Annotated in this window: 22 protein-coding genes; 13 read left to right on the top strand and 9 right to left on the bottom strand. The window is 73.2% G+C overall.

The window, feature by feature from the left end:
* Window positions 1–20: 20 nt before the first annotated feature.
* Complete coding sequence (locus tag ACZ6KF_RS00270; RefSeq protein WP_469236528.1) at window positions 21–1079, top strand: class I SAM-dependent methyltransferase; 1059 nt, start codon at window positions 21–23, stop codon at window positions 1077–1079.
* Between the two features lie 172 nt (window positions 1080–1251).
* On the opposite strand, the gene ACZ6KF_RS00265 is transcribed toward ACZ6KF_RS00270, so the two are convergent.
* Window positions 1252–2469, bottom strand: coding sequence for a bifunctional adenosylcobinamide kinase/adenosylcobinamide-phosphate guanylyltransferase (locus tag ACZ6KF_RS00265; RefSeq protein ID WP_469236526.1), 1218 nt, complete (start codon window positions 2467–2469; stop codon window positions 1252–1254).
* A 231-nt stretch (window positions 2470–2700) separates the two neighbouring features.
* Between ACZ6KF_RS00265 and ACZ6KF_RS00260 the strand changes: the two genes are divergently transcribed.
* Window positions 2701–2913 carry a hypothetical protein gene (locus ACZ6KF_RS00260; protein WP_356631748.1) on the top strand — a complete coding sequence of 71 codons (213 nt, stop codon included), beginning with the start codon at window positions 2701–2703 and terminating at the stop codon, window positions 2911–2913.
* Between the two features lie 48 nt (window positions 2914–2961).
* Here ACZ6KF_RS00260 and ACZ6KF_RS00255 read toward each other — a convergent pair whose 3' ends face one another.
* The 3 genes from ACZ6KF_RS00255 to ACZ6KF_RS00245 form a co-directional block, all read right to left on the bottom strand.
* Window positions 2962–4074, bottom strand: a complete 1113-nt coding sequence (locus tag ACZ6KF_RS00255) for a S1C family serine protease (protein WP_469236524.1) — start codon at window positions 4072–4074, stop codon at window positions 2962–2964.
* A 254-nt stretch (window positions 4075–4328) separates the two neighbouring features.
* Window positions 4329–5033 carry a class I SAM-dependent methyltransferase gene (locus ACZ6KF_RS00250; protein ID WP_469237185.1) on the bottom strand — a complete coding sequence of 235 codons (705 nt, stop codon included), beginning with the start codon at window positions 5031–5033 and terminating at the stop codon, window positions 4329–4331.
* A gap of 80 nt (window positions 5034–5113) precedes the next feature.
* Entirely contained in the window at window positions 5114–5743 is a 630-nt protein-coding gene (locus tag ACZ6KF_RS00245) for a DUF3043 domain-containing protein (protein ID WP_469174227.1), read from the bottom strand.
* Window positions 5744–6000: 257 nt separating this feature from the next.
* Here ACZ6KF_RS00245 and ACZ6KF_RS00240 point away from each other — a divergent pair, with 257 nt between their 5' ends.
* From ACZ6KF_RS00240 to ACZ6KF_RS00220, 5 genes are all read left to right on the top strand, one after another.
* Window positions 6001–6798 carry a PspA/IM30 family protein gene (locus ACZ6KF_RS00240; RefSeq protein ID WP_356631742.1) on the top strand — a complete coding sequence of 266 codons (798 nt, stop codon included), beginning with the start codon at window positions 6001–6003 and terminating at the stop codon, window positions 6796–6798.
* A gap of 42 nt (window positions 6799–6840) precedes the next feature.
* Entirely contained in the window at window positions 6841–7119 is a 279-nt protein-coding gene (gene pspAA / locus ACZ6KF_RS00235; RefSeq protein ID WP_469236522.1) for a PspA-associated protein PspAA, read from the top strand.
* A gap of 811 nt (window positions 7120–7930) precedes the next feature.
* Complete coding sequence (locus tag ACZ6KF_RS00230) at window positions 7931–9148, top strand: sensor histidine kinase (RefSeq protein ID WP_469236520.1); 1218 nt, start codon at window positions 7931–7933, stop codon at window positions 9146–9148.
* Complete coding sequence (locus tag ACZ6KF_RS00225; protein ID WP_469236518.1) at window positions 9145–9825, top strand: response regulator; 681 nt, start codon at window positions 9145–9147, stop codon at window positions 9823–9825. The genes ACZ6KF_RS00230 and ACZ6KF_RS00225 overlap by 4 nt, the downstream gene beginning before the upstream one ends.
* A 157-nt stretch (window positions 9826–9982) precedes the next feature.
* Entirely contained in the window at window positions 9983–13093 is a 3111-nt protein-coding gene (locus tag ACZ6KF_RS00220) for an efflux RND transporter permease subunit (protein ID WP_469236516.1), read from the top strand.
* A 115-nt stretch (window positions 13094–13208) separates the two neighbouring features.
* Here the strand turns inward: ACZ6KF_RS00220 and nadA are convergent, their stop codons facing one another.
* The gene (nadA, locus tag ACZ6KF_RS00215) at window positions 13209–14393 is read right to left on the bottom strand and encodes a quinolinate synthase NadA (RefSeq protein WP_356631732.1); all 1185 of its coding nucleotides are present in this window, start codon (window positions 14391–14393) and stop codon (window positions 13209–13211) included.
* Between the two features lie 298 nt (window positions 14394–14691).
* On the opposite strand from nadA, the gene erpA reads away from it, so the two are divergent.
* Window positions 14692–15048: an iron-sulfur cluster insertion protein ErpA gene (gene erpA / locus ACZ6KF_RS00210; protein ID WP_356193288.1), complete on the top strand. Its 357-nt coding sequence runs from the start codon at window positions 14692–14694 to the stop codon at window positions 15046–15048.
* Window positions 15049–15434: 386 nt separating this feature from the next.
* On the opposite strand, the gene ACZ6KF_RS00205 is transcribed toward erpA, so the two are convergent.
* Complete coding sequence (locus ACZ6KF_RS00205; RefSeq protein WP_469236514.1) at window positions 15435–16898, bottom strand: hypothetical protein; 1464 nt, start codon at window positions 16896–16898, stop codon at window positions 15435–15437.
* Window positions 16899–17016: 118 nt separating this feature from the next.
* Window positions 17017–17226: a hypothetical protein gene (locus ACZ6KF_RS00200; protein ID WP_356631728.1), complete on the bottom strand. Its 210-nt coding sequence runs from the start codon at window positions 17224–17226 to the stop codon at window positions 17017–17019.
* A gap of 129 nt (window positions 17227–17355) precedes the next feature.
* Between ACZ6KF_RS00200 and ACZ6KF_RS00195 the strand changes: the two genes are divergently transcribed.
* Window positions 17356–18330, top strand: coding sequence for a carbohydrate kinase family protein (locus tag ACZ6KF_RS00195; protein ID WP_356631726.1), 975 nt, complete (start codon window positions 17356–17358; stop codon window positions 18328–18330).
* 12 nt (window positions 18331–18342) lie between these two features.
* Here ACZ6KF_RS00195 and ACZ6KF_RS00190 read toward each other — a convergent pair whose 3' ends face one another.
* Window positions 18343–19719 (bottom strand): cysteine desulfurase/sulfurtransferase TusA family protein, encoded by a 1377-nt coding sequence (locus ACZ6KF_RS00190; RefSeq protein ID WP_356631724.1) that lies wholly within the window; start codon window positions 19717–19719, stop codon window positions 18343–18345.
* Window positions 19720–20036: 317 nt separating this feature from the next.
* Here ACZ6KF_RS00190 and ctaC point away from each other — a divergent pair, with 317 nt between their 5' ends.
* The 4 genes from ctaC (at window position 20037) to ACZ6KF_RS00170 (ending at window position 24544) form a co-directional block, all read left to right on the top strand.
* On the top strand, window positions 20037–20996 hold the full coding sequence (ctaC, locus tag ACZ6KF_RS00185) for an aa3-type cytochrome oxidase subunit II (RefSeq protein WP_469158103.1): 960 nt from the start codon (window positions 20037–20039) through the stop codon (window positions 20994–20996).
* Entirely contained in the window at window positions 20993–22726 is a 1734-nt protein-coding gene (gene ctaD / locus ACZ6KF_RS00180) for an aa3-type cytochrome oxidase subunit I (RefSeq protein ID WP_356631720.1), read from the top strand. Before ctaC ends, ctaD begins: the two co-directional genes overlap by 4 nt.
* Window positions 22723–23121, top strand: a complete 399-nt coding sequence (locus ACZ6KF_RS00175; RefSeq protein WP_356631718.1) for a cytochrome c oxidase subunit 4 — start codon at window positions 22723–22725, stop codon at window positions 23119–23121. Before ctaD ends, ACZ6KF_RS00175 begins: the two co-directional genes overlap by 4 nt.
* Window positions 23122–23251: 130 nt before the next feature.
* Window positions 23252–24544, top strand: coding sequence for a L,D-transpeptidase (locus ACZ6KF_RS00170; RefSeq protein WP_356631716.1), 1293 nt, complete (start codon window positions 23252–23254; stop codon window positions 24542–24544).
* Between the two features lie 19 nt (window positions 24545–24563).
* Here ACZ6KF_RS00170 and ACZ6KF_RS00165 read toward each other — a convergent pair whose 3' ends face one another.
* Complete coding sequence (locus tag ACZ6KF_RS00165) at window positions 24564–24965, bottom strand: response regulator (protein WP_356631714.1); 402 nt, start codon at window positions 24963–24965, stop codon at window positions 24564–24566.
* Window positions 24966–25129: the final 164 nt, after the last annotated feature.

Genomic DNA, 25129 nt, shown 5'->3' with positions numbered 1-25129 from the left:
CCTGCGCCCGGGAGCCGCCCATGTCCGCATCCCCCGTGCCCTCGGCGCTGCCGTCGGCCGACCGGCGCCGCGCCGCCTACCTGGCCGAACTCGCCCTGGGCACCGACCGTTTCCATGAGCCGCCCCGCGCGGACTGCCCCTGGTGCGGCTCCCGGCAGCTGCGCACCCGGTTCACCGCGCCCGACCTCCTCCAGCACAAGCCGGGCCGGTTCACCCTCGACGAGTGCCGGGACTGCGCGCACGCCTTCCAGAACCCGCCGCTCACCCCGGAGGGCCTGGCCTTCCACGACCGGGACCGGTACGAGGGCGGCCTCGGCGTGCCCTCCCGGCGTCGGCTGCGCACGACCGCGCGGGTGGTGCTGCCGTACGGCGAGCCGGAGAGCTGGCTGGACGTCGGCACCGGGCGCGCGGACTTCCCGGCGGTGGCCCGGCGGTTCTTCCCCTACACCGCCTTCGACGGCTCCGACCCGACCCCGAGGGTGCTGGAGGCCCGTGCGGCCGGCCGGATCGAGGAGGCGCACGTCGGCCACCTCGCCACGCCCGGCCTCGCCGCCCGGCTGCGCGCCCGCTACGACGTCGTCACCGTCCTGCACCGCCTGGAGCACGCCCCCGACCCCCGCGCGGAACTCGACGCCGCCCTCACCGCGCTGCGCCCCGGCGGCATCCTGCTGCTCGAAGCGGCCGACCCGGACTGCGCGTTCGCCGCCATCCTCGGCAAGTGGTGGTTCCCGCACACCCAGCCCCGCCACCCGAACCTGCTGCCCCTGGCCAACGTCCGCGCGGAGCTGGAGTCCCGGGGCTGCACGGTGCTCGTCGCCGCGCACCGCCCGGCCCACCGCCCCCAGGACCTGTCCGCCGCCCTCGCCCTGGCCCTCGCGCACGCCGTCCCGGACCCCGACGAGCCCTGGCGGCCGTCGCCCCCGAGCGAGGTGCGGCGCACGGTCCGCACGGTCCTCGACCGGGCCTCGGCCCCACTGCTCGCCCTCGCCAGGGCGGCGGACCTGCTGCTGTACCCGCTGCTGCGCGAGGGCCCGTTCGCCAACTCCTACCGGATCGTCGCCCGCAAGGACGCCGCGTAAGGGCACCGCAGACGGGCCGCCCGCAGGGTCCGTGCGGGCCCAGCCGACGGCCGCCTGCAAGGGTCCGCGCGGGCGCACCGCCGATCGGTCTCGGTCGTGGGGTGCGCCGTGTGGGCGTGCTGCCGGCGGGTCTCGGTCGTGGGGTGCGCCGTGCGGGCGCACCGCCCACGGGCTACCCCCGCAGCACCAGCGCCTGCCCCGCCACCACCAGCAGCACCTGCTCGCACTCCCCGGCGAACGCGGCGTTCAGCCGCCCCAGCTCGTCCCGGTACCGCCGCCCCGACGCCGTGGCCGGCACGATCCCCGAGCCCACCTCGTTCGACACCGCGACGACCATCCGCCGCGCCCCGCGCACCGCGTTCGTCAGCTCCCGCACCCGTGCGCGCAGCGCCCGTTCGCCGCCCCCGGCCCACTCCGCGTCGTCCCACGCCCCGACCGAGTCCATCGCGTCCGTCAGCCACAGCGACAGACAGTCGATCAGCAGCGGCGGGCCCTCCTCCGTCAGCAGCGGCACCAGATCGCAGGTCTCCTTCGTGCGCCACGACCCCGGCCGGCGCTCCCGGTGCGCCGACACCCGCGCGGCCCACTCGCCGTCGCCGCCGCGCGTGCCCCCCGTCGCCACGTACAGCACGTCGGGGAACGCCTCCAGACGCCGCTCGGCCTCCACCGACTTGCCCGACCGGGCGCCCCCCAGCACCAGGGTCCGCCGCGGCACGTCGGGCGCGTCGGGCAGGTGCTCGTACCCGCCCGCCGTCAGCGTCGTCCCGTCCGGTACCGCCCGCGCCCCGGCCGCCGCGAGCCGCCGCCGCAACTCGGCGCCGGGCGGCACGTCGTGGTCCAGGTGCACGGCGACCACGTCCGTGGCCGGCCCCGCCGCGCCGACCGCCCGCAGCCGGGCCAGCGCGTCCGGCCGCCCCACCACGTCCGCGAGGACCAGGTCGTACGGCTGTGCCCCGCCGGTCCCCTCCTCCAGGCCGGCCGGCGCGCCCCCCGGCGGCAGATACAGCAGCCGGCGCCCGTCGGGGCCGGTCACCGCGTATCCGGTGCCCGGCGCGTCCATCGCGACCGCCCGCACCCGGTGTCCCGTCAGCAGGGCCAGCTCCCGCCCGTCCGGCACCCGCCCCGGTGCGGGCAGCCCGGCCGGCACTTCCACCGGCGGCCCGTCGTGCGGGTGGGACAGCAGCACCTGCCGCACCCCGGCCAGCGAACGCCCCGCCCGCGCCGCCGCGAACACCGCACCGGGCGTCAGGTCCAGCAGCAGCGCCCCGTCCACCAGCACGGAGGCGCCCGCCCGCGCGTCGGGTCCGTGCGCCCGCGCGCAGGCGGCGCAGGGACAGTCGGGGCGGGGCAGTCCCGCGGGGGCGCCGGTGCCGAGCAGAGTCAGTTCCACGCAGTGATTTTCCCGCGTCCCCGCAGCTCCTGCGCGCCCGGCCGGGCTCCGTCCGGCGGATCGGGACCGGGACCGGCCCCCGGTCCTCCGGTCCCGAGGCGTGCGAACCCCCGCGTCCGGGGCATGATCCGCCGGACAGGCCCTACGCTCGGGGCGGGAGCCGGATCAAGGTCCGGTCCCGTTCCGCATGGCCGGGTCCGCTCGGCTCGGGCTCACATCTGGGAGGCGTACATGGCGGCATGGACGTGGCGATTCGAGAAGGCCGACGGGACGGAGGTCCCGCCCGCGGTGGAGCCCGAGGAGTTCACCACGCAGGGCGACGCCGAATCCTGGCTCGGGGAGCACTGGAAGGAACTGCTCGCCGGCGGCGCGGACCAGGTGCGGCTGTTCGAGGACGCCACGGAGATCTACGGCCCGATGAGCCTGCACGCCGAAGAGGCGTAGGCCGGGGGGGGAGGGGGCCGGCCGGGAGGAAGCCGACCGGCCCCCTCCTCACTGCTCGCCCAGCGTCACGTCGACGGTGCGCTCCTCACCGTCGCGGGTGAACGTCACCCGCGTCCGGTCACCGGGCCGGGCCGCGGCGAGCGCCTCCGCCAGCGAGGTGATCGTCGTGATCTCCGTGGCGCCGACCCGGGTGAGGACGTCCCCGGCGCGCAGCCCCGCCCGCTCGGCGGCGCCCTCCTCCACCACGTCCACGACGGCGACGCCCGCGGCCCGGTAGTCCCGGTCCACCACCGTGCGGCCGGTGATGCCGAGGGCCGCCCGGCCGGAGTCGGTGACCCGGCCGTCCTTGATGATCTGGTCGGCGACCGTCCGCACCATCGACGCCGGGATCGCGAACCCGATGCCGGGCGCCGCGCCGTCCCCGAGCCCGGGGTCGGTCGCGGCGAGCGTCGGGATCCCGATCACCCGCCCGTCCAGGCCGACCAGGGCCCCGCCGCTGTTGCCGGGGTTGATGGCCGCCGACGTCTGCACCATGTTGCCGATCGTCGCGCCCGTGCCGCCGCTGCCGCCGCCCTCGGTGACGGTCCGCCCGGTCGCCGAGACGATGCCCTGCGTCACGCTGGACGACAGCCCGAGCGGGGAGCCCATCGCCAGCACGATCTGCCCCACCTCCACCCGGGACGAGTCCCCGAACCGCGCCGCGCGCAGCCCGTCCGGCGGGTCCTCCAGCCGGACGACGGCCAGGTCCTGCTCGGGGTAGGAGTGCACGAGCCGCGCGGTGAGCGGCTCCTGATGGTTCGCGAGGATCACCCGGAAGGTCTTCTCCTCCCCGATGACGTGCGCGTTGGTGACGATGTGGCCCCTGCCGTCGTAGACGACCCCCGAGCCGAGGTCCTCGCGGCCCTGGATCTGCACGACCGACGGCAGGACGTCCCTGATGACCTTCTGGTAGTCGTCCTCCAGGTCACGCGCCGCTGCCCGCGGCACGGCGGCGGGCAGCGCCGCCTGCGGGGCCCGCGTCGCCTGCCGGGGCGAGGCGTCCGCCCGCCGCTCCGGGGCGCCGGAGCCCACGCATCCCGCGACGAACGCCAGCGAACAGCACAGCGCGGCGACGGCGGGCGGCAGGGCGCGGCGGTACGGCGAGCGGCGGGAAGCGTCCATGCCCCGAGCATGACCTCGCCGGCCCCGCCCGGCCCCCGCTGCGCGCCCGAACGGCGGAACGGGAAGGAAGGGGAGGACGGGCGAGGAACGTGGAGCGACGGGCGCGACGAGCCCTCTCAGCCCCGTACGCCGCACGGAGCGACAGGCGCGCCGGGCCACGCCGGCCCGTACGCCGCACAGAGCGACAGGCGCGCTGGAGGGCCCCGGGTCAGCCCCGTACGCCGCGCAAAGCGACAGGGGCGCCGGAGGGCCCGTCAGCCCCGTACGCCGCACAGGTGCAGCAGCGCCGCGATCCCCCGGTACGGGTCCGTCCGGCCGGCCCGCTCCTCGACCGTCAGCAGCGTCTCCAGGTCGGTGGGGAGCTGCGCCCCGTCGGCGGCCGTGTCGGTGAACACCCGCACGCCGTACCAGGTGTGCAGCGGCGCCCCGATCCCGGCCAGCGTCGCCGTGAGCGCGCTCAGCCGGTCGGCGCGCACGTCGAGACCGAGGCGGTTGCGGTAGGCGGTGGTGTCGAAGGCGGCCAGCGCCGTGGCCCAGTCGCCGTACAGGCCCGGTCGCATCGCCAGCGCGTCGCCGTTGCGCACCAGCAGCGACAGCAGACCGCCGTGCGCCAGCACCCGTGCGAGCCCCGCCAGGAGCGGGTCGGGCTCCTCGACGTACATCAGCACGCCGTGGCAGAGCACCACGTCGAAGCTGCCCGGCGGAAAGTGCGCGCCGGTCTCCCGGCCGTCCCCCTCCACGAGCCGCACCCGCTCCCGGATCCCCTCCGGTTCGGCGGCCAGCGCCGCCCGCGCCGCGCCCAGCATCGTGGCGTCCTGCTCCATGCCGGTCACCTTGTGCCCGGCCCGGGCCAGCCGCAGCGCCTGCGTGCCCTGGCCCATCCCCACGTCGAGCACGCGCAGCCGCCGCCCGACGGGGAACCGCCCGGCTATCTGCTCGTCGAGCTGCCGGGCGACCAGTTCCTGCCGTACGACGTCCCGCAGGCCGCCCAGCCCGCTGAGCCAGGCGCGTGCCGCACCCCCGGAGAAGGAAGCGGCGCTCAGGGCCGCTCTCCGCGCTTGACCTGCGGCTTGGGCAGCCGGAGTCGGCGCATCTGGAGGGAGCGCATCAGCGCGTAGGCGACGGCGCCGCGCTTGTTCTCGTCGGGGAAGCGCTCGGCGAGCCGCTTCTTGAGCCGGTAACCGGTGGCGACGGAGTCGAGCACGATCAGCACGATCACGACCAGCCACAGCAGCAGCGAGGCGCTCTGCAGCGCCGGCACCTGCACCATGCTCAGCACCAGGATGACCACGGCCATCGGCAGGAAGAACTCCGCGATGTTGAACCGCGAGTCCACGAAGTCGCGGGCGAACCGGCGCACCGGGCCCTTGTCGCGCGCCGGGAGGTAGCGCTCGTCACCGCCCGCCAGCGCCTGGCGCTGCCGCTCCAGCGCGGCACGACGCTCCTCGCGCTGACGCTTGGCGGCCTCCTTGCGCGTCATCGTCGTATTGGCGACGCTGCGGCGCTGGGACTGGGCCTGGCTGCGCTTGGGCGTCGGCCGGCCCTTCGGGGCCTGCGGATCACGGGGCTGCTTGGAGTCGGTCTGCGTCGCCTTGGCGGCGACCGCGGCCTTCTCTTCCTTGGCACGGCTACGGAACACAAAAGCCAAGGGTACGTGCTGCACACGCATGGACCCCAGTGCGGTGGGGAACGATCCGGCAACACCGTGCGTCTGTAGGGGGCAGACGGGACGAAGGGTCGCACCGGACCCCGGGGCGTACCCGGAGATCCGCCTACTCCTCACGCCGGAGCAGAAGCGCACTCAGTCGTCCTTGGGGATGAGCGCATCCGTCCCCGAACAGTGCGGTAATGGAAGCAGGGCCCTTACTGTGGGTTCTGTCGCAGACCTGTGAGCCGGAGTCCGTCAGAAGGGGGCGCGCGAAGCCCATGAGCGGTGTCATGAAGCGTATGGGGATGATCTTCCGCGCGAAGGCGAACAAGGCCCTTGACCGGGCCGAGGACCCGCGCGAGACCCTCGACTACTCGTACCAGAAGCAGCTGGAGCTGCTCCAGAAGGTCCGCCGGGGCGTGGCCGACGTCGCCACCTCCCGCAAGCGGCTGGAGCTCCAGCTCAACCAGCTCCAGAGCCAGTCCGCCAAGCTGGAGGACCAGGGCCGCAAGGCGCTCGCCCTCGGCCGCGAGGACCTCGCCCGCGAGGCGCTGTCCCGGCGCGCGGCGCTCCAGCAGCAGGTGACGGACCTGGAGACCCAGCACTCCACGCTCCAGGGCGAGGAGGAGAAGCTCACTCTCGCGGCCCAGCGGCTTCAGGCCAAGGTCGACGCCTTCCGCACCAAGAAGGAGACGATCAAGGCGACGTACACCGCGGCCCAGGCGCAGACCCGGATCGGCGAGGCGTTCACCGGCATCTCCGAGGAGATGGGCGACGTCGGCCTGGCCATCCAGCGGGCCGAGGACAAGACCGCGCAGCTCCAGGCGCGGGCCGGCGCGATCGACGAACTGCTCGCCTCCGGCGCCCTCGACGACCCCACGGGCATGGCCAAGGACGACATCCAGGCCGAGCTGGACCGGCTCTCCGGTGGTACGGATGTAGAGCTGGAACTGCAGCGCATGAAGGCCGAGCTGGCCGGCGGCACGACCGGCGGGCAGCAGGCCATCGAAGGCGGCGACGGCCGGCAGAACCAGCAGCAGCAGCCGCAGGACACCCCCCGCTTCGACAAGCAGTAACGACGGACGGACGAGGCCGGGGCCCACGCCGAGGAGGGCGACATGATCGTACGGATCATGGGGGAGGGGCAGGTGAGGCTGGCCGACGGCCACCTCGCCGAACTCAGCGAGCTGGACGACGAACTCCTGGCGGAGATGGAGCAGGGCGACGGACCCGGCTTCCGCCGCACCCTGACCGCCCTCCTCACCAGGGTGCGGGAACTGGGCGAACCGCTCCCCGACGACTCCCTGGAGCCGTCGGAGCTGATCCTCCCGTCCCCGGACGCCACCCTGGACGAGGTCCGCGAACTCCTCAGCGACGACGGGCTGATCCCGGGCTGAGGCCCGGGCCCGCCGGCCCCTGACGGACGTCCCGCCGCACAGCCGCGCGCCGCAGGCCCGAACCTGGCGGCGATCGGGGCGCCGCAGCCCTGCCGCCGGGCGGCGTCCGCTTCGGGGACCGGCCCCGCCGCGCGGGCCCGGCCCTGCGGCACCTGTGGCACATCGCCGCGCCCGGCCGGGCGGAACCGGGCCCGGTCGCGATCGGGGTTGTCCGCCTGCCGTCCCGCGGCGTCCGCCGCCGGGCGGCGCGCCCCGCCGCGCGGGCTCGGCCCTGCGGCACGTATGGGACATCGCCGCGCGGGCCGGGCGGAACCGGGCCCGGTCGCGATCGGGGTTCTCCGCCTGTCGCCCTCGGCATCGTGCCGGGCCTCGGCCAGTGGCCGTCCGTGACCCTGCAGGCCCAGGAGAACGCCCGGCTGGAGCGCGGACTCCGTCCCGCGGCGTCCGCCGCCGGGCGGCGGCGCGTCCCGCCGCGCGGGCCCGGCCCGGCGCACCGGGCCTCCGCTCGCTGCCGTGCCGCGCCGGGCCGACCCCGGCCCGGCCGTGACCCGGGTGTCTCGGCCTGTGCCCCGCGGTGTCCGGTGACTCCAGGGCCGACAGGGGACTTCGCAGGACAGGGCTCCCGGGAATGGTGCCCGGCCGCGCGGGCTCGGTCCCGCGCCGGGCCGACGCGCCTCACCGACGCGACCGGACGCGGCCCGGCACCGAGGCCGACCGCCTCCCCGGGCCGGCCCCCGCAGGCACCCCGGCCCCCGCGCCACCCGGCGGTTTCCGTACCCCGCCCCCCGGCGTGCCCGTACCGTAAGCAGGCGTGAGCAATCTCGAGCTCGTCCGGCGGCAGTTGAAGGCGCATCCCATGGCGCTGGACGCGGCGCTCGCCGCCGGCGTCCTGGTCTGCATGGTGGCCGGCTCCTTCGTGGACCCGCACGGCGAGAACGGCGTCAGCTGGGGCCTGCGCACCCCCGACCCGACCAGCCTGGTGCTCATCGCGCTCGGCGCCGCCGCCCTGGTGTTCCGCCGCCGCGGCCCGAAGCGCGTCCTCGCCCTCACCGGCACCCTCTCCGTCGTCGAGTGCGTCACCGGCGACCCGCGCGCCCCGGTCGCCATGGCCGCCGTGGTCGCCCTCTACACCGTCGCCGCCTCCACCGACCGCCCCACCACCTGGCGGGTCGGCCTGCTCACCATGACCGTGCTGACCGGCGTCGCCATGCTCGTCGGCCCGCTGCCCTGGTACGCGCAGGAAAACGTCGGGATCTTCGCCTGGACCGGCATGGCCGCCGCCGCGGGGGACGCCGTGCGCAGCCGCCGCGCCTTCGTGCACGCCATCCGGGAACGCGCCGAACGCGCCGAGCGCACCCGCGAGGAGGAGGCCCGCCGCCGCGTCGCCGAGGAGCGGCTGCGCATCGCCCGCGACCTGCACGACGTCGTCGCCCACCACATCGCCCTGGTCAACGTCCAGGCCGGGGTCGCCGCGCACGTCATGGACCGACGGCCCGACCAGGCCAAGGAGGCCCTCGCCCACGTACGCGAGGCCAGCCGGTCGGCGCTGAACGAACTGCGCGCCACCGTCGGCCTGCTGCGCCAGTCCGACGACCCGGCGGCGCCCACCGAGCCCGCGCCGGGCCTCGACCGCCTCGACGAGCTCGTCGGCACCTTCCGCAACGCCGGCCTCCAGGTCCAGGTCGCCCGCGCCGACCAGGACACCACCCTGCCGGCCGCCGTCGACCTCGCCGCCTACCGGATCATCCAGGAGGCCCTGACCAATGTGCAGAAACACGCGGGCGCGGACGCCAAGGCCGAGGTGAGCGTCGTACGGGTGGGACCGAACGTCGAGATCACCGTCCTGGACGACGGCTCCGGCGACGACCCCTCCCCGAGCGGCGGCGGCCACGGGCTGCTCGGCATGCGCGAACGCGTCGGCGCCCTGCGCGGCACCCTCACCACCGGCCCCCGCTACGGGGGCGGCTTCCGCGTCCATGCGATCCTGCCCGTCAAGCCCCGCACCCGCCCAGGGGAGGACCCCGCATGACCATCCGTGTCCTGCTCGCCGACGACCAGGCCCTGCTGCGCAGCGCCTTTCGCGTCCTGGTCGACTCCGAGCCCGACATGGAGGTGGTGGGCGAGGCCGGCGACGGCGTGGAGGCGGTGCGGCTGGCCCGCGAACACCTCCCGGACGTGGTGCTGATGGACATCCGCATGCCCGGCGCCGACGGCCTGGCCGCCACCCGCGAGATCAGCTCCGACCCCGCCCTCGCGCACGTCCGGATCGTCATACTGACCACCTTCGAGGTGGACGACTACGTGGTGCAGTCGCTGCGCGCGGGCGCCTCCGGCTTCCTCGGCAAGGGCTCCGAACCGGAGGAACTGCTGAACGCCATCCGGGTCGCGGCGGGCGGCGACGCCCTGCTCTCGCCCGCCGCGACCAAGGGCCTCATCTCCCGCTTCCTCGCCCAGGGCGGCACCGGCGACGGCCCGGACCCGGCCCGCTCCGAGCGGCTCGACGCACTGACCGTGCGCGAACGGGAGGTGCTGGTGCAGGTCGCCGGCGGGCACTCCAACGACGAGATCGCCGAACGCCTCGAGGTCAGCCCGCTCACGGTGAAGACCCACGTCAACCGGGCCATGGCCAAGCTGGGCGCCCGCGACCGGGCGCAGCTCGTGGTGATCGCCTACGAGTCCGGGCTGGTACGCCCGAGGGTGGACTGATCCGTTCGCCCCTCTACTCCTCCCGCAGTATGCGCGGCGTAAGGAACGGGACCTGGGAGCTACCTTTCGGCCTCCGCCGATGGCTCAGGGTGTTGGGGCGGGCGCTCACGTGTGCGCCCACCGCTCCGCTCAGGCCACGGAAGAGAGACGCTGACCCATGTCCTGGCTGTCGAGATTCAGCCTCGCGCAACGGGCCCTGACAGGGCTGATGTCCATCATCGCGCTCGCCTTCGGCGCCATCGCGATCCCCCAGCTCAAGCAGCAACTGCTGCCCACCATCGAACTGCCCATGGTCTCGGTGCTCGCGCCGTACCAGGGCGCGTCCCCCGACGTGGTCGAGAAGCAGGTCGTCGAACCCATCGAGGACAACCTCGAGGCGGTCGACGGCGTCACCGGCGTCACCTCCACGGCCAGCGAGGGCAACGCCGTCATCATGGCGTCCTTCGACTACGGCCCCGACCCCCAGCAGCTCGTCGCCGACGTCCAGCAGGCCGTCAACCGGGCCCGCGTCCAGCTCCCGGACGACGTCGACCCGCAGGTCATCGCCGGTTCGACGGACGACATCCCCACCGTCGTGCTGGCCGTCACCTCCGACGAGGACCAGCAGGCCCTCGCCGACCGGGTGGACCGCACGGTCGTCCCGGACCTGAAGAACATCGACGGCGTCGGCCAGGTCACCGTCGACGGCGTCCGCGACCTCCAGGTCTCCGTCACGCCCGAGGACGCCGCGCTGGCCCGCGCCGGGCTGACCGCCCAGCACCTCGCCCAGGCCCTGCAGACCGGCGGCGTCACCGTCCCGGCCGGCTCCTTCGACGAGGACGGCGGCAACCGCACCGTCCAGGTCGGCGGCGCCTTCACCTCGCTGGAGCAGATCGAGGACCTGATGATCACCGGCGAGGGCGTGAAGAAGCCCGTCCGCCTCGGTGACGTCGCCGCGGTGGAGGAGGAGCAGGCCGCCGCCGACTCCCTCACCCGCACCAACGGCCGCCCCAGCCTCTCGGTCGCCCTCACCATGGACCGCGACGGCAGCGCGGTCGCCATCTCCGAGGCCGTCGAGGAGAGGCTGCCCGGCCTGCGCGCGGACCTCGGCTCCGGCGCCGAGGTCACGGTCGTCAGCGACCAGGGCCCGGCGGTGTCCAAGGCCATCGACGGTCTGACCACCGAGGGCGCACTGGGCCTCGTCTTCGCCGTCCTGGTGATCCTGGTCTTCCTCGCATCCATCCGCTCCACCCTGGTCACCGCGGTGTCCATCCCGCTGTCGGTGGTCCTCGCCCTGATCGTGCTGTGGACCCGCGACCTGTCCCTGAACATGCTCACGCTGGGCGCGCTGACCATCGCGATCGGCCGCGTCGTCGACGACTCGATCGTGGTCCTGGAGAACATCAAGCGTCACCTCGGCTACGGCGAGGAGCGCCAGGACGCCATCCTCAAGGCCGTCCGCGAGGTCGCCGGCGCCGTCACCTCCTCCACCCTCACCACGGTCGCCGTCTTCCTGCCCATCGGCCTGGTCGGCGGCATGGTCGGCGAGCTGTTCGGCTCGTTCTCGCTGACGGTGACCGCGGCGCTGCTGGCCTCCCTGCTGGTGTCGCTGACGGTCGTGCCGGTCCTGTCGTACTGGTTCCTGCGCGCGCCCAAGGGCACCCCCGAGGACGCCGAGGAGGCCCGCCGGAGGGCCGAGGAGAAGGAGGCCCGCAGCCGTCTGCAGCGCCTGTACGTCCCCGTGCTGCGCTTCGCCACCCGGCGCCGGCTGACCAGCGTGGCCATCGCCGTCGTCGTGCTGATCGGCACCTTCGGCATGGCGCCGCTGCTGAAGACCAACTTCTTCGACCAGGGCGAGCAGGAGGTGCTCACCGTCAGGCAGGAGCTGGAGCCCGGCACCAGCCTGGCGGCGACCGACGCGCAGGCGAAGAGGGTCGAGAAGCTGCTCGGCGACACCGAGGGCGTCAAGGACTACCAGGTCACCGTCGGCTCGTCCGGCTTCATGGCCGCCTTCGGCGGCGGCACCGACACCAACCAGGCGTCATACTCGGTGATGCTGGAGGACTCCGCGTCCTCCGACGACGTGCGCGACCGTATCGAGGAGGGTCTTGCCGGTCTCGACGGCATCGGCACGACCACCATCGCGGCCGGCGACGGCTTCGGCGCCCAGGACCTCAGTGTGGTCGTGAAGGCCGCCGACGCGAAGGTGCTGCGCACCGCCGCCGAGGAGGTCCGCAAGGCGGTGGCCGGTCTGGACGACGTCACCGACGTCACCAGCGACCTCTCGCAGAGCGTGCCCCGCATCTCCGTCGAGGCGGGCGACCGGGCCGCCGCGGCCGGCTTCACCGACCAGAGCCTCGGCGCGGCCGTCGCCCAGGCGGTGCGCGGCACGACCGCGGCCAGGGCGACGCTGGACGACACCGAGCGCGACGTCGTCGTCAAGTCAGCCCGGCCCGCCGACACCCTCGCCGAGCTGAAGCGGCTGCCGCTGGGCCGGGTCACCCTGGGCGACATCGCCATCGTGAAGCTGGTCGACGGACCGGTCTCCATGACCCGCATCGACGGGCAGCGCGCGGCGACCATCACCGCCAAGCCGACCGGCGACAACACCGGCGCGGTCAGCGCCGACCTCCAGTCCACGATCAACGGCCTGGACCTGCCGGCCGGCGCCACGGCCGAGATCGGCGGCGTCTCCGAGGACCAGGAGGAGGCGTTCGCCAACCTGGGCCTGGCGATGCTCGCGGCCATCGCGATCGTGTTCATGCTGCTGGTGGCGACGTTCCGCTCGCTGGCCCAGCCGTTGATCCTGCTGGTGTCGATCCCGTTCGCGGCGACAGGCGCGATCGGCCTGCTGGTGGCGACGGGCACCCCGATGGGCGTCCCCGCGATGATCGGCATGCTGATGCTGATCGGCATCGTCGTGACCAACGCGATCGTGCTGATCGACCTCGTCAACCAGTACCGGGCACAGGGGTACGGCGTGGTGGAGGCCGTGATCGAGGGCGGCCGGCACCGGCTGCGCCCGATCCTCATGACCGCCCTGGCGACGATCTTCGCCCTGCTCCCGATGGCGCTCGGCGTCACCGGCGAGGGCGGCTTCATAGCCCAGCCGCTGGCGGTCGTCGTGATCGGCGGTCTGATCACCTCCACCCTGCTGACGCTGCTCCTCGTCCCGACGCTCTACGCGATGCTGGAGCTGCGCAAGGAGCGCCGGGCGAAGAAGCGGGCGGCGAAGAAGGACGCACTTCCGCAGCAGGCCTCGCAGGAGCCGGCGTCGGCCGAGGTCTGACGCACGGTCCACGGCCGAGGGCCCACCCGGGAGACTCCGGGTGGGCCCTCGGTGCGCAGGGGAAGGTTCACGGCCGTCTGCGCGCACCCGGGAAGGGCCTGCGCGCCGGAAACGGCTACGGCAGCGCCAGCATCCGCTCCAGCGCCAGCTTGGCGAACGCCTCGGTCTCCTTGTCGACCTCGATGCGGTTGACCAGCTTGCCCTCGGCCAGCGACTCCAGGGCCCAGACCAGGTGCGGCAGGTCGATGCGGTTCATGGTCGAGCAGAAGCAGACCGTCCGGTCCAGGAAGACGATCTCCTTGCCCTCCGGAGCGAAACGGTTCGCCAGCCGGCGGACCAGGTTCAGCTCGGTGCCGATGGCCCACTTGGAGCCCGCCGGGGCGGCCTCCAGCGTCTTGATGATGTACTCCGTCGAGCCCACGTAGTCGGCGGCGGCCACGACCTCGTGCCGGCACTCGGGGTGGACCAGCACGTTCACGCCCGGTACGCGCGCCCGCACGTCCTCGACCGAGTCGAGGCTGAAACGGCCGTGCACCGAGCAGTGACCGCGCCACAGGATCATCTTCGCGGCGCGCAGCTGCTCGGCCGTCAGCCCGCCGTTCGGCTTGTGCGGGTTGTAGACGACGCAGTCCTCCAGGGACATGCCCATGTCGCGGACGGCGGTGTTGCGGCCCAGGTGCTGGTCGGGCAGGAACAGCACCTTCTCGCCCTGCGCGAAGGCCCACTCCAGGGCCCGCTGCGCGTTGGAGGAGGTGCAGATGGTGCCGCCGTGCTTGCCGGTGAAGGCCTTGATGTCGGCGGACGAGTTCATGTACGACACCGGCACGACCTGCTCGGCCACGCCGGCCTCGGTCAGCACGTCCCAGCACTCCGCGACCTGCTCGGCGGTGGCCATGTCGGCCATGGAACAGCCGGCCGCCAGGTCGGGCAGGACGACCTTCTGGTCGTCGGAGGTGAGGATGTCCGCGGACTCCGCCATGAAGTGCACACCGCAGAAGACGATGTACTCCGCCTCCGGGCGCGCGGCGGCGTCCCGGGCGAGCTTGAAGGAGTCGCCCGTGACGTCGGCGAACTGGATGACCTCGTCGCGCTGGTAGTGGTGACCCAGCACGAAGACCTTGTCGCCCAGCTTCTCCTTGGCCGCGCGGGCACGCTCGACCAGGTCCGGGTCGGACGGCGAGGGCAGGTCGCCGGGGCACTCCACACCGCGTTCGCTCTTCGGGTCGGCCTCACGGCCGAGGAGCAGCAGGGCGAGGGGCGTCGGCTGTACGTCGAGCTCCTGGGTCTGGGCGGTGGTCACTACGCACCACTTTCTGTTCAGCGGCCGGCTCTGCGGGGCGACTTTTCGTCTGTCTGACGCTATTTATCATAACCGCTTCACGTCACTTTGACGATGGCCATAGCGTCCATGTGACGTGAATCCCCCGAGCCCTCGATTCATTCCCGGAAGGCCCCACAAGGACCGTTTTCCGCTCGGTGGGGCGTGTGCGAGCATGAGGAGGGAGCCGAAAAGCGAGCGCCCGGCCCGGAATGAATCCGCGGCCCCCACGGTTGCAACCGTCGGCAAGCAGTCTCCGTACAACCCGGGAGAGATGTAGATGTCCGTATCGGACGAGACCACCACCGTCACCGACGGCATCATCCTGACCGACGCCGCCGCGTCCAAGGTCAAGGCGCTGCTCGACCAGGAAGGCCGCGACGACCTCGCGCTGCGCGTCGCCGTCCAGCCCGGAGGCTGCTCCGGCCTGCGTTACCAGCTCTTCTTCGACGAGCGCTCCCTCGACGGCGATGTCGTGAAGGACTTCGACGGAGTGAAGGTCGTCACCGACCGCATGAGCGCCCCGTACCTGGGCGGCGCGACGATCGACTTCGTCGACACCATCGAGAAGCAGGGCTTCACCATCGACAACCCCAACGCCACGGGCTCCTGCGCCTGCGGCGACTCCTTCAGCTGAGCACCGACGCGGAGCGCGGCCGGCCGGGCGCGGCTCGCTGAGCGCACGCTCGGCGCCGTGCCTGAGCAGGCACGCTGCGCCTGCGCGGCGGCTCTGTGCGCACGGCACGAAAAGGCGGCGGTCCCTTTGGGGCCGCCGCCTTTCTGCGCGCTCGCACCGGGGGTGTGCGCTCGCTTGACGGCGCCCGCGGGCCCGGGCGCCGTCGCCGCGCCGCACCCGGACGGCGGTCCGGGTCCGGGGCCGGGGCGTTCACACCGGGGAGGTGCGGTACCGCCGCAGAGGCGTGCTCGCATCGGGGAGGTGCGCTTCCGTCAGGGGAGCGCGCTCCCGCCCGGGGGCGCATCCGCCCCGCCCGGGGGCGGACCCCGCCGGGGTGAGGCGCGCTCCTACCGCGGAAGCCGCGCCCCCGGCTTCTCCAGCGGCACTCCCTCGCCGTCCGGGCCGACCACCTTCCGGTCGCCGAGCGGCTCCTCCAGCCGCACGGTCCGGTGGTGGATCTCGGCGATCGCGATGCAGACCGCGTCCGGCCAGGCCGTCTCGGTCACCTTCACGGTCACCCGGCCCCGGCCCTCCTCGGCCGTGACCTCGTAGTCGGAGCAGACACCGCCGGTGAAGCTCACGGTCAGCTCGCGCCCCTCGGTCGTGTAGCCCTCCACGGCCGGGTCCTGCGCGCCGGGGCGGGGGCTGGGACGCTCGTCCGGCGTCGCGGCCGGTTCCGGCGACTTCAGGAACCGCGGGTCGATCGCCGGATGCGCCACCGTGAAGGTCTCCTTCGCGCCGGGCGCCCGCACCTCGAACAGCCAGGACGGCACCAGCGTCTGCCGGGCCTCCACGAAGTGCGAGGCCAGCCCGAACACCGCGCCCTCGACCTCGGCAGGCTTCCCGGCCGGAGCCTTCCGCGTGGCGCAGGGCAGGTCGGACGGCTCGTCCAGCGGCACGGCACTGGCGCAGCCGCCGATCCCCACGGGCCCGTCCGGCGCCTGGGCCGCGTTGAGCAGCTCCAGCGTCCGCGCGGCGCCGAGCACGGGATACGTGTGCCCCTTAACCGGCGCCTTCAGCTGTCCGCTGCCGGCCACCACCTCGCCGCCCGCGCCCACCGTGACGCCGGTCGGCCAGCCGTGCGTGGGAAGTCCGCCGACCACGGGCCGGGCGTCGACCGTCCGCCCGGCGCCCGTGTCCGCGCCGACGACCACCCGGGCGCCCTCCTGCCCGGCCGCCTCCAGCACCGGCAGGGCCGCCTTCCTGGCCGCCTCCTCGCTCACCGCGCCCCCGCCGGACGGCTCGTCCGGGCAGGAGACGGCGCTCTTGCAGTCGTCGGAGCCGGGGGCGTACCGCTGGAACGTCCAGGTGCCCGGTACCTGCCGGTTCACCTGAAGGCTCGGGCCCTCGCCGTCGCGGGCGCTGCCGATCCGCCAGGCCTGGGCCTCGGCGACGGGCCTGCCCTCCAGGCCGAGCGCCCGGGCGAGCCTCGTCACCTCGGCCTCGGTGACCCGGCCGGCGCTTTGGTGGACCGGCGCCGAGTCCGGCCCGTCGGGCAGCCTGCCGGAGGCCCGGTAGGAGACGCCGCCGGAGCCGGGCTCGCCCGGGGCGATGCCGCCGACGTGTCCGTCGAGGACCAGCGGCGGGGGAGTGCCGTCGCCGCCGGGCGCCTCGGACGCCGTGGTCCCGCCGGAGCCGTCCCCGGCGGACGTGGCGAGGTACGCCCCGCCGCCGCCCGCGACCAGCACGGCGGCGGCGACGGAGGCGATCAGCACGGACGAACGCCGCCGCGCCGGGCCGGCCGTGCCGGTTCCCTCGGCGGCGCCCGCACCCTCGGGGCCCTCGGTGTGGTCGGGTCGCTCGGTGTCCACCGCATCGCTCCTTCGCCTGCCTGCGACCCGGCCGATACACGGGTCGCGTCCCGTTCCCCTGCGCGGGGACGGCGATGGGACGCGGCGGAGGCGCGAGCGGTTCCGCGGAGGCGCCGGATCAGTCGCCGTACTCCGGCATCGCGTCCACCAGTCGCGCCGAATCCGGCGGGACCCGCACGCCGTGGATCGCCGACGGGGAGACCGGGCGCGGGGCGCGGCGGTCGGGGGCCGTCCAGTGCGGAGCCATCCGGGCGCAGTCGCCGCGCAGCGAGGCGAGATCGCCCTCCGGGTCGGCGGGGGCGGGGGAGGTCGCTCGAAGGTTGGTCATGCTGCACCGTATGCACGGACCGGCCTGCCATGAAAGGTCTACTATCGGGTAGTTTTGCCCGCTTCAGCGACCTCGCCGGAACCCGGTAGCGTGAACCGTCAACGCCTTCCACCCGGGAGATTCCACGCCGTGCGCATCGCAGTCACCGGCTCCATCGCCACCGACCACCTCATGACCTTCCCCGGCCGCTTCGCCGACCAGCTCGTCGCGGACCAGTTGCACACGGTCTCGCTGTCGTTCCTGGTCGACCAGCTCGACGTACGCCGGGGCGGCGTGGGCGCCAACATCGCCTTCGGCATGGGCCAGCTCGGCACCCGGCCGATCCTGGTGGGCGCCGCGGGCGCCGACTTCGACGAGTACCGTGCCTGGCTCGACCGGCACGGCGTCGACACCGCCTCGGTCCGCATCTCCGAGACCCTGCACACCGCCCGCTTCGTGTGCACCACGGACGCCGACCACAACCAGATCGGCTCCTTCTACACCGGCGCCATGAGCGAGGCCCGCCTCATCGAGCTCAAGACCGTCGCCGACCGCGTCGGCGGCCTCGACCTCGTCCTCATCGGCGCCGACGACCCGGAGGCGATGCTCCGCCACACCGAGGAGTGCCGCTCGCGCGGCATCCCCTTCGCCGCCGACTTCTCCCAGCAGATCGCCCGGATGAACGGCGAGGAGATCCGCATCCTGCTGGACGGCGCCACCTACCTGTTCTCCAACGAGTACGAGAAGGGCCTCATCGAGTCCAAGACCGGCTGGACCGAGGAGGAGATCCTCGGCAAGGTCGGCCACCGCGTCACCACCCTCGGCAAGCGGGGCGTGCGCGTCGAGCGGGCCGGCGAGGAGCCGATCGAGGTCGGCTGCCCCGAGGAGGAGCGCAAGGCCGACCCCACCGGCGTCGGCGACGCCTTCCGCGCCGGCTTCCTGTCCGGCCTCGTCTGGGGCGTCTCCCTGGAGCGCGCCGCCCAGGTCGGCTGCATGCTGGCCACCCTCGTCATCGAGACCGTCGGCACCCAGGAGTACGCCCTGCGCCGCGCCCACTTCATGGACCGCTTCACCAAGGCGTACGGCCACGACGCCGCCGCCGAGGTCCAGGCCCACCTGGCCTGACCCCGCGCGACGTCAGGAGACCCGGCGGACCAGATAGGCCGAGCCCTGGTCCGCCGGCTCCTCGCCGACGTACTCCTGCCCGCGCATCTCGCACCACGCCGGGATGTCCAGCCGCGCCGCCTCGTCGTCGGCGAGTACCCGGACCGTGCCGCCCACCGGCACCTGCCCGATCACCTTCGCCAGCTCGATCACCGGGATCGGGCACAGCTTGCCCACCGCGTCCACCACCAGCGCGTCCCCGCGCACCACGGTGGCCGGCGCCGGCGTCCCGAGCTTCTCCCGCACCCCCGCCACCGCGCCCGGCAGCACCCGGAGGAACCGCTCCACGTCCTCGGCCGGCGTCCCCGGCGGCAGCGACACCCGCACGTTGCCCTCGCTCAGCACCCCCATCGCACGCAGCACATGGCTCGGCGTCAGCGTGCTGCTCGTACAGGACGAACCGGACGACACGGAGAAACCGGCGCGGTCCAGCTCGTGCAGCAGCGTCTCCCCGTCGACATAGAGACACGAGAAGGTGACGATCCCGGGCAGCCGGTCCACCGGATCGCCCACCACCTCCACGTCGGGCACCAGTTCGGGCACCCGGGCCCGGATCAGGTCCGTCAGCTCCCGCAGCCGCGCCGCCTCGGCCGTCGCCCCGGCCCGCACCGCGCGCAGCGAGGCCGCCGCCGCCACGATCGCCGGGATGTTCTCGAACCCGGCCGCCCGCCCCGACTCCCGCTCGTCCGCGGGCCCCTGCGGCGCGAACCGCACCCCCTTGCGCACGACCAGCAGCCCGACCCCGGACGGCCCGCCCCACTTGTGCGCGCTCGCCGTCAGCAGCGACCACTCGCCCGGCACCGGACCCCAGCCCAGCGACTGCGCCGCGTCCACCAGCAGCGGCACCCCCGCCTCCCGGCACCGCGCGGCCACCTCGGCCACCGGCTGGGCGGTCCCCACCTCGTGGTTGGCGGACTGCAGACACGCCAGCGCCGTGTCGGGGCGCAGCGCGGCGGCGTACGCGTCCGCCCGCACGGCGCCCTCCCGGCCCACCGCGACCTCGGTGACCGTCCCGCCGTCCGCCTCGTGCACCTCGGCCGCATGCAGGACGGAGGAGTGTTCGACGGCTGACACGATCAGGTGGCGTCCGGCGCGCCGCCGCCCCGCGAGCGCCCCGGCCACCCCCGAGTGCACCGCACGCGTCCCCGAGGACGTGAACACCAGCTCGTCCGCCCGGCACCCCACCGCCTCCGCGGCCGCCTCCCGCGCGGCGTCCAGCAGCATCCGGGCCCGCCGCCCCTCCCGGTACAGCCGCGCCGGGTCGGCCCACCCCTCGTCCAGGGAGGCCTGGAGGGCCTGCCGGGCGACGGGATGGAGGGGAGCGGCGGAAGCGGCGTCGAAGTAGGCCATACGGCAACGCTAAGCGCCCGGTGGCGGCGTGGGGAAACGCGCGATCGACCACATTCGGTCCGCAGCCGCCACAAAAACCGCACGTCGGGGCTCCGCGACGGACAAAACCCACCGTCAGAACCGGCCCAGAGCCGGACAACAGACCCCCGTCGAAGGACCCGCGGCGCGTTGCGCCCCCCTCCCCGCGCGACCCCAAATAGCGTCCAGTAGGGTTTGGTCCGCATAAACATCCAAACCCCTGCCCGACGCAGGGCGGCGACCTACCAGCGAGAAGGCCGCAGCCGACCGCGCGGGCGAGACTCTCGGGAAGGCGCTACGTGAGTCCCAACGGCTCCGACCGCTCGCCGCGGCGCCCGATGCGGCGGAAGCTGCTGCAGGCACTGACCGCGGGCCTGGTCCTGGCGACCGCTACCGGTTGCACATACGAGGACTTCCCCCGCCTTGGTATGCCCACCCCCACCACGGAAGAGGCGCCCATCGTCCTCTCCCTGTGGCAGGGTTCCTGGGCTGCCGCGCTCGCCGTCGGCGTGCTGGTGTGGGGCTTGATCCTGTGGAGTGCTTTCTTCCACCGGCGCAGCCGCACCAAGGTGGAGATCCCTCCGCAGACCCGGTACAACGTGCCGATCGAGGCGCTCTACACGGTGGTCCCGATCATCATCGTGTCGGTCCTCTTCTACTTCACGGCTCGCGACGAGTCGAAGCTGCTCGACATGGACAAGAAGCCGGACGTCACGGTCAACGTGGTCGGCTTCCAGTGGAGCTGGTGCTTCAACTACATCGAGAACGTCGAAGGCTCCACAGGCGACGCCAAGACCGCCAAGGAGCTGGACGCGGTCCCGCAGCGCTACAAGAAGGACTTCCCGGCGAACGCCGGCGGCGTCTACACCTGCGGCACGCCCGGTGAGCGCAACCCGCAGACCGGCAACCCCGGCCCCACGCTGTGGCTGCCCGAGGGCAAGACCGTCCGCTTCGTGCTCACCTCGCGTGACGTCATCCACTCCTTCTGGGTGGTGCCGTTCCTCATGAAGCAGGACGTCATCCCGGGCCACCCCAACGCCTTCCAGGTGACCCCGAACAAGCAGGGCACCTTCCTCGGCAAGTGCGCCGAGCTCTGCGGCGTCGACCACTCCCGGATGCTGTTCAACGTGAAGGTCGTCTCGCCGGAGCGCTACGAGCAGCACCTGAAGGACCTCGCCAAGAAGGGCCAGACCGGATACGTGCCCGCCGGTATCGAGCAGACGCAGCACGCGAAGGACCGGGAGGCGAACGTCCTGTGAGCATCGTCAACGAACCCGCAGGTGCCCCCGAGGCGGGCACCTACGAGAACGAGCACCCGGTCCGCCGCAGGCAGCCGGGCAACGTGGTGGTCAAGTGGCTGACGACCACCGACCACAAGACGATCGGCACCCTGTATCTGGTGACGTCGTTCGTGTTCTTCTGCGTCGGCGGCGTGATGGCGCTCTTCATGCGCGCCGAGCTGGCCCGCCCGGGCCTGCAGATCATGTCGAACGAGCAGTTCAACCAGGCGTTCACGATGCACGGCACGATCATGCTGCTGATGTTCGCGACGCCGCTGTTCGCCGGTTTCGCCAACTGGATCATGCCGCTGCAGATCGGCGCGCCCGACGTGGCGTTCCCGCGGCTGAACATGTTCGCCTACTGGCTCTACCTGTTCGGCTCGCTGATCGCGGTGGCCGGCTTCCTCACCCCGCAGGGCGCCGCCGACTTCGGCTGGTTCGCCTACGCCCCGCTGTCGGACGCGGTCCGCTCGCCGGGCATCGGCGCCGACATGTGGATCATGGGTCTGGCCTTCTCCGGCTTCGGCACCATCCTCGGCTCGGTCAACTTCATCACCACGATCATCTGCATGCGCGCCCCGGGCATGACGATGTTCCGCATGCCGATCTTCACCTGGAACGTGCTGCTGACCGGTGTCCTGGTCCTGCTAGCCTTCCCGGTCCTCGCGGCGGCCCTGTTCGCGCTGGAGGCGGACCGCAAGTTCGGCTCGCACATCTTCGACGCGGCCAACGGCGGTTCCCTGCTGTGGCAGCACCTCTTCTGGTTCTTCGGCCACCCCGAGGTGTACATCATCGCGCTGCCGTTCTTCGGCATCATCAGCGAGGTCATCCCGGTCTTCTCCCGCAAGCCGATGTTCGGCTACTCGGGCCTGATCGCGGCGACCATCGCCATCGCGGGTCTGTCCGTGACCGTGTGGGCGCACCACATGTACGTCACCGGCGGTGTGCTGCTGCCGTTCTTCTCCTTCATGACGTTCCTCATCGCGGTCCCGACCGGTGTGAAGTTCTTCAACTGGATCGGCACGATGTGGAAGGGCTCGCTGTCCTTCGAGACGCCGATGCTCTGGGCGACCGGCTTCCTGATCACCTTCACCTTCGGTGGTCTGACCGGTGTCATCCTGGCCTCGCCGCCGATGGACTTCCACGTGTCCGACTCCTACTTCGTGGTGGCGCACTTCCACTACGTCGTCTTCGGCACCGTCGTCTTCGCGATGTTCTCCGGCTTCCACTTCTGGTGGCCGAAGTGGACCGGCAAGATGCTGGACGAGCGCCTGGGCAAGATCACCTTCTGGACGCTGTTCATCGGCTTCCACGGCACCTTCCTGGTCCAGCACTGGCTGGGCGCCGAGGGCATGCCGCGCCGGTACGCCGACTACCTGGCGGCCGACGGCTTCACCGCCCTGAACACGATCTCCACCATCGCCTCGTTCGTGCTCGGCCTGTCGATCCTGCCGTTCTTCTACAACGTCTGGAAGACGGCCAAGTACGGCAAGCCGGTCGGCGTGGACGACCCGTGGGGCTACGGCCGCTCGCTGGAGTGGGCGACCTCCTGCCCGCCGCCGCGGCACAACTTCCTCACCCTGCCGCGGATCCGCAGCGAATCCCCGGCGTTCGACCTGCACCACCCGGACATCGCGGCGCTCGAGGAGCTCGGGCACGCCGGTCACGGGGCCAGCGCCCTCGCGGGTAGCAAGGAGGCCGGCAAGTGAAGATCCAGGGCAAGATGTTCATGTGGCTGAGCGTCTTCGTCCTCGCCATGGCGGTCGTCTATGGCGTGTGGTCGAAGGAGCCGGCCGGTACCACGGCCCTCTTCCTGGCCTTCGGCCTGTGCATCATGATCGGCTTCTACCTGGGCTTCACCGCCCGGCGGGTCGACGCGGGCGCGCAGGACAACAAGGAGGCCGACGTCGCGGACGACGCGGGCGAGCTGGGCTTCTTCAGCCCGCACAGCTGGCAGCCGCTGTCGCTGGCCATCGGCGGCGCCTTCGCGTTCCTCGCGGTCGCGGTGGGCTGGTGGCTGCTGTACTTCTCCGCCCCGCTGGTCCTGATCGGCATCTGGGGCTGGGTCTTCGAGTACTACCGCGGTGAGAACCGCACCCAGTAGCACGCGCCGAGCGCCAGGGAGCCCGGACACTCCGTCAGGAGGGTCCGGGCTCCCTCGTTCCGCCCAGCCCCGCTCGCCCGTCCGGCCTACCCGCCGTGCCGAGCCGGGCAAAGCTTCCTACGTTGAGGCCATGAGCCACTCCGTGTTCTCCCGGGGCACCGCAGCCGGCGTCCCGCGCACCTGCACCGCCGCCGGTTGCACGCTGGTCGTGATCGCCCTCGTCGCGGGCGCCACCTCCTGCGGGGGCGACGACGTGCCGCCCACCGCGGCGCCGTACGACGCGGCCCGGCAGATCTCCGTCAGCGGCCCCACGGGCGCCGGACGCAAGGCCGACCCCGACCGGCCCCTGCAGATCACCGCCGACGCCTCCGAGGGCCGTATCACGGACGTCACGGCCGTCGACGCGGCCGGCCGCCACCTGTCGGGCGAACTGTCCGCCGACGGCAGCCGCTGGCGCTCCACCTCCCCGCTGGCCGCGAGCGCCCGCTACACGGTCCGGGTCGGCACCGAGAACGAGGACGGCGCCCCCGGCCGCCGGGTCCTCACCGTGGAGACGGGCAAGCCCCGGTCCGACAAGCGCCTCACCGTCACCTTCGGCCCCGGGACGGGCCGCTACGGCGTGGGCCGGCCGATCACCGCCGAACTGAACCTGCCGGTGCGGGACAGGGCGCAGCGCGCGACCGTGGAGCGGGCCCTGAAGGTGCGCTCCACGCCCGCGGTGGAGGGCGCCTGGCACTGGGTGGACGACCGGAAGCTGCACTACCGGCCCCGGGAATACTGGCCCGCCGGCGCCACCGTCGAGGCGCGCAGCACCCTGGACGGCATCAAGGTCGGCGACCGGCTCCGGGGCGGCCCGGCCAGACCCGTGCGGATCACCATCGGCGACCACGTCGTCGCGGTCACGGACGCCGCCGCGCACCGGATGACGGTCTACCGCAACGGCGAGGAGATCAGGACCATCCCGGTCACCACGGGCAAGCCCGGCTTCGACACCCGCAACGGGGTCAAGGTCGTCATCGGCAAGGAGTACTTCGTACGCATGCGCGGCACCACCATCGGCATCGCCGAGGGCTCCGCCGAGTCGTACGACCTGCCGGTCTACTACGCGACCCGGGTGACCTGGAGCGGCGAGTACGTCCACGCCGCCCCCTGGTCGGTCGGCTCCCAGGGCTCCGCCAACGTCAGCCACGGCTGCACCGGCATGAGCACCGCGAACGCGCAGTGGTTCTTCGACACCGTCCGCGAGGGCGACCTGGTCAAGGTCGTCAACTCCGAGGGCCGCACGATGGAGCCCTTCGGCAACGGCTTCGGCGACTGGAACCTGGACTGGAAGGAGTGGAAACAGGGCAGCGCCCTGCACGGCACCGCGGCCCAGGGCCCGGCCACGGCGGAACGGGCCAGGCTCCGGCCGGCGGCGCTGTGAACCGGGGCGACGGCGCCCGCTAGGCGCTCAGCGCGGCCCGCTCCCGCAGCAGCGAGGCCAGCGCCGCGGCGAACTCGACCGGGTCCACCGGCAGCGTCACCGCCGCCTCGGCCCGGCTCCAGGTCGCCAGCCAGGCGTCCTGCGGGCGCCCGATGAGCAGCAGCACCGGCGGGCAGCGGAACACCTCGTCCTTGATCTGCCGGCACACGCCCATGCCCCCCATGGGCACGGCCTCGCCGTCCAGCACGCAGACGTCGATGCCGCCCTTGTCCAGTTCCTTGACGACGGCGGCGGGCGTCGCGCACTCGACGAACTCGACCACGGGAACGTCCGGAGCGGGCCGGCGGCCGGTCGCCAGGCGCACCTGCTCGCGGGTGTTGGAGTCGTCGCTGTAGACCAGCACCGTGGCGGTCGGCTGCATGGTTCCTCCGGGACGTCGGCGTCGTGAAAGGACAGGCCTGCTGCGGCGGATGCTACCCCTTCGACCCTCTCGTCAACAGTTGTGGGAACACCACTTCGATGGGCCATACGAGCAGTACACGGGGGCCGAACGCACCGAACGGCACCCCCCGGGGTGAGGGCGGG

This window comes from Streptomyces sp. NPDC046379 (assembly GCF_055587785.1).
The sequence above is the reverse complement of the archived record's forward strand: the minus strand, read 5'-3'. Positions and strand labels throughout refer to the sequence as shown.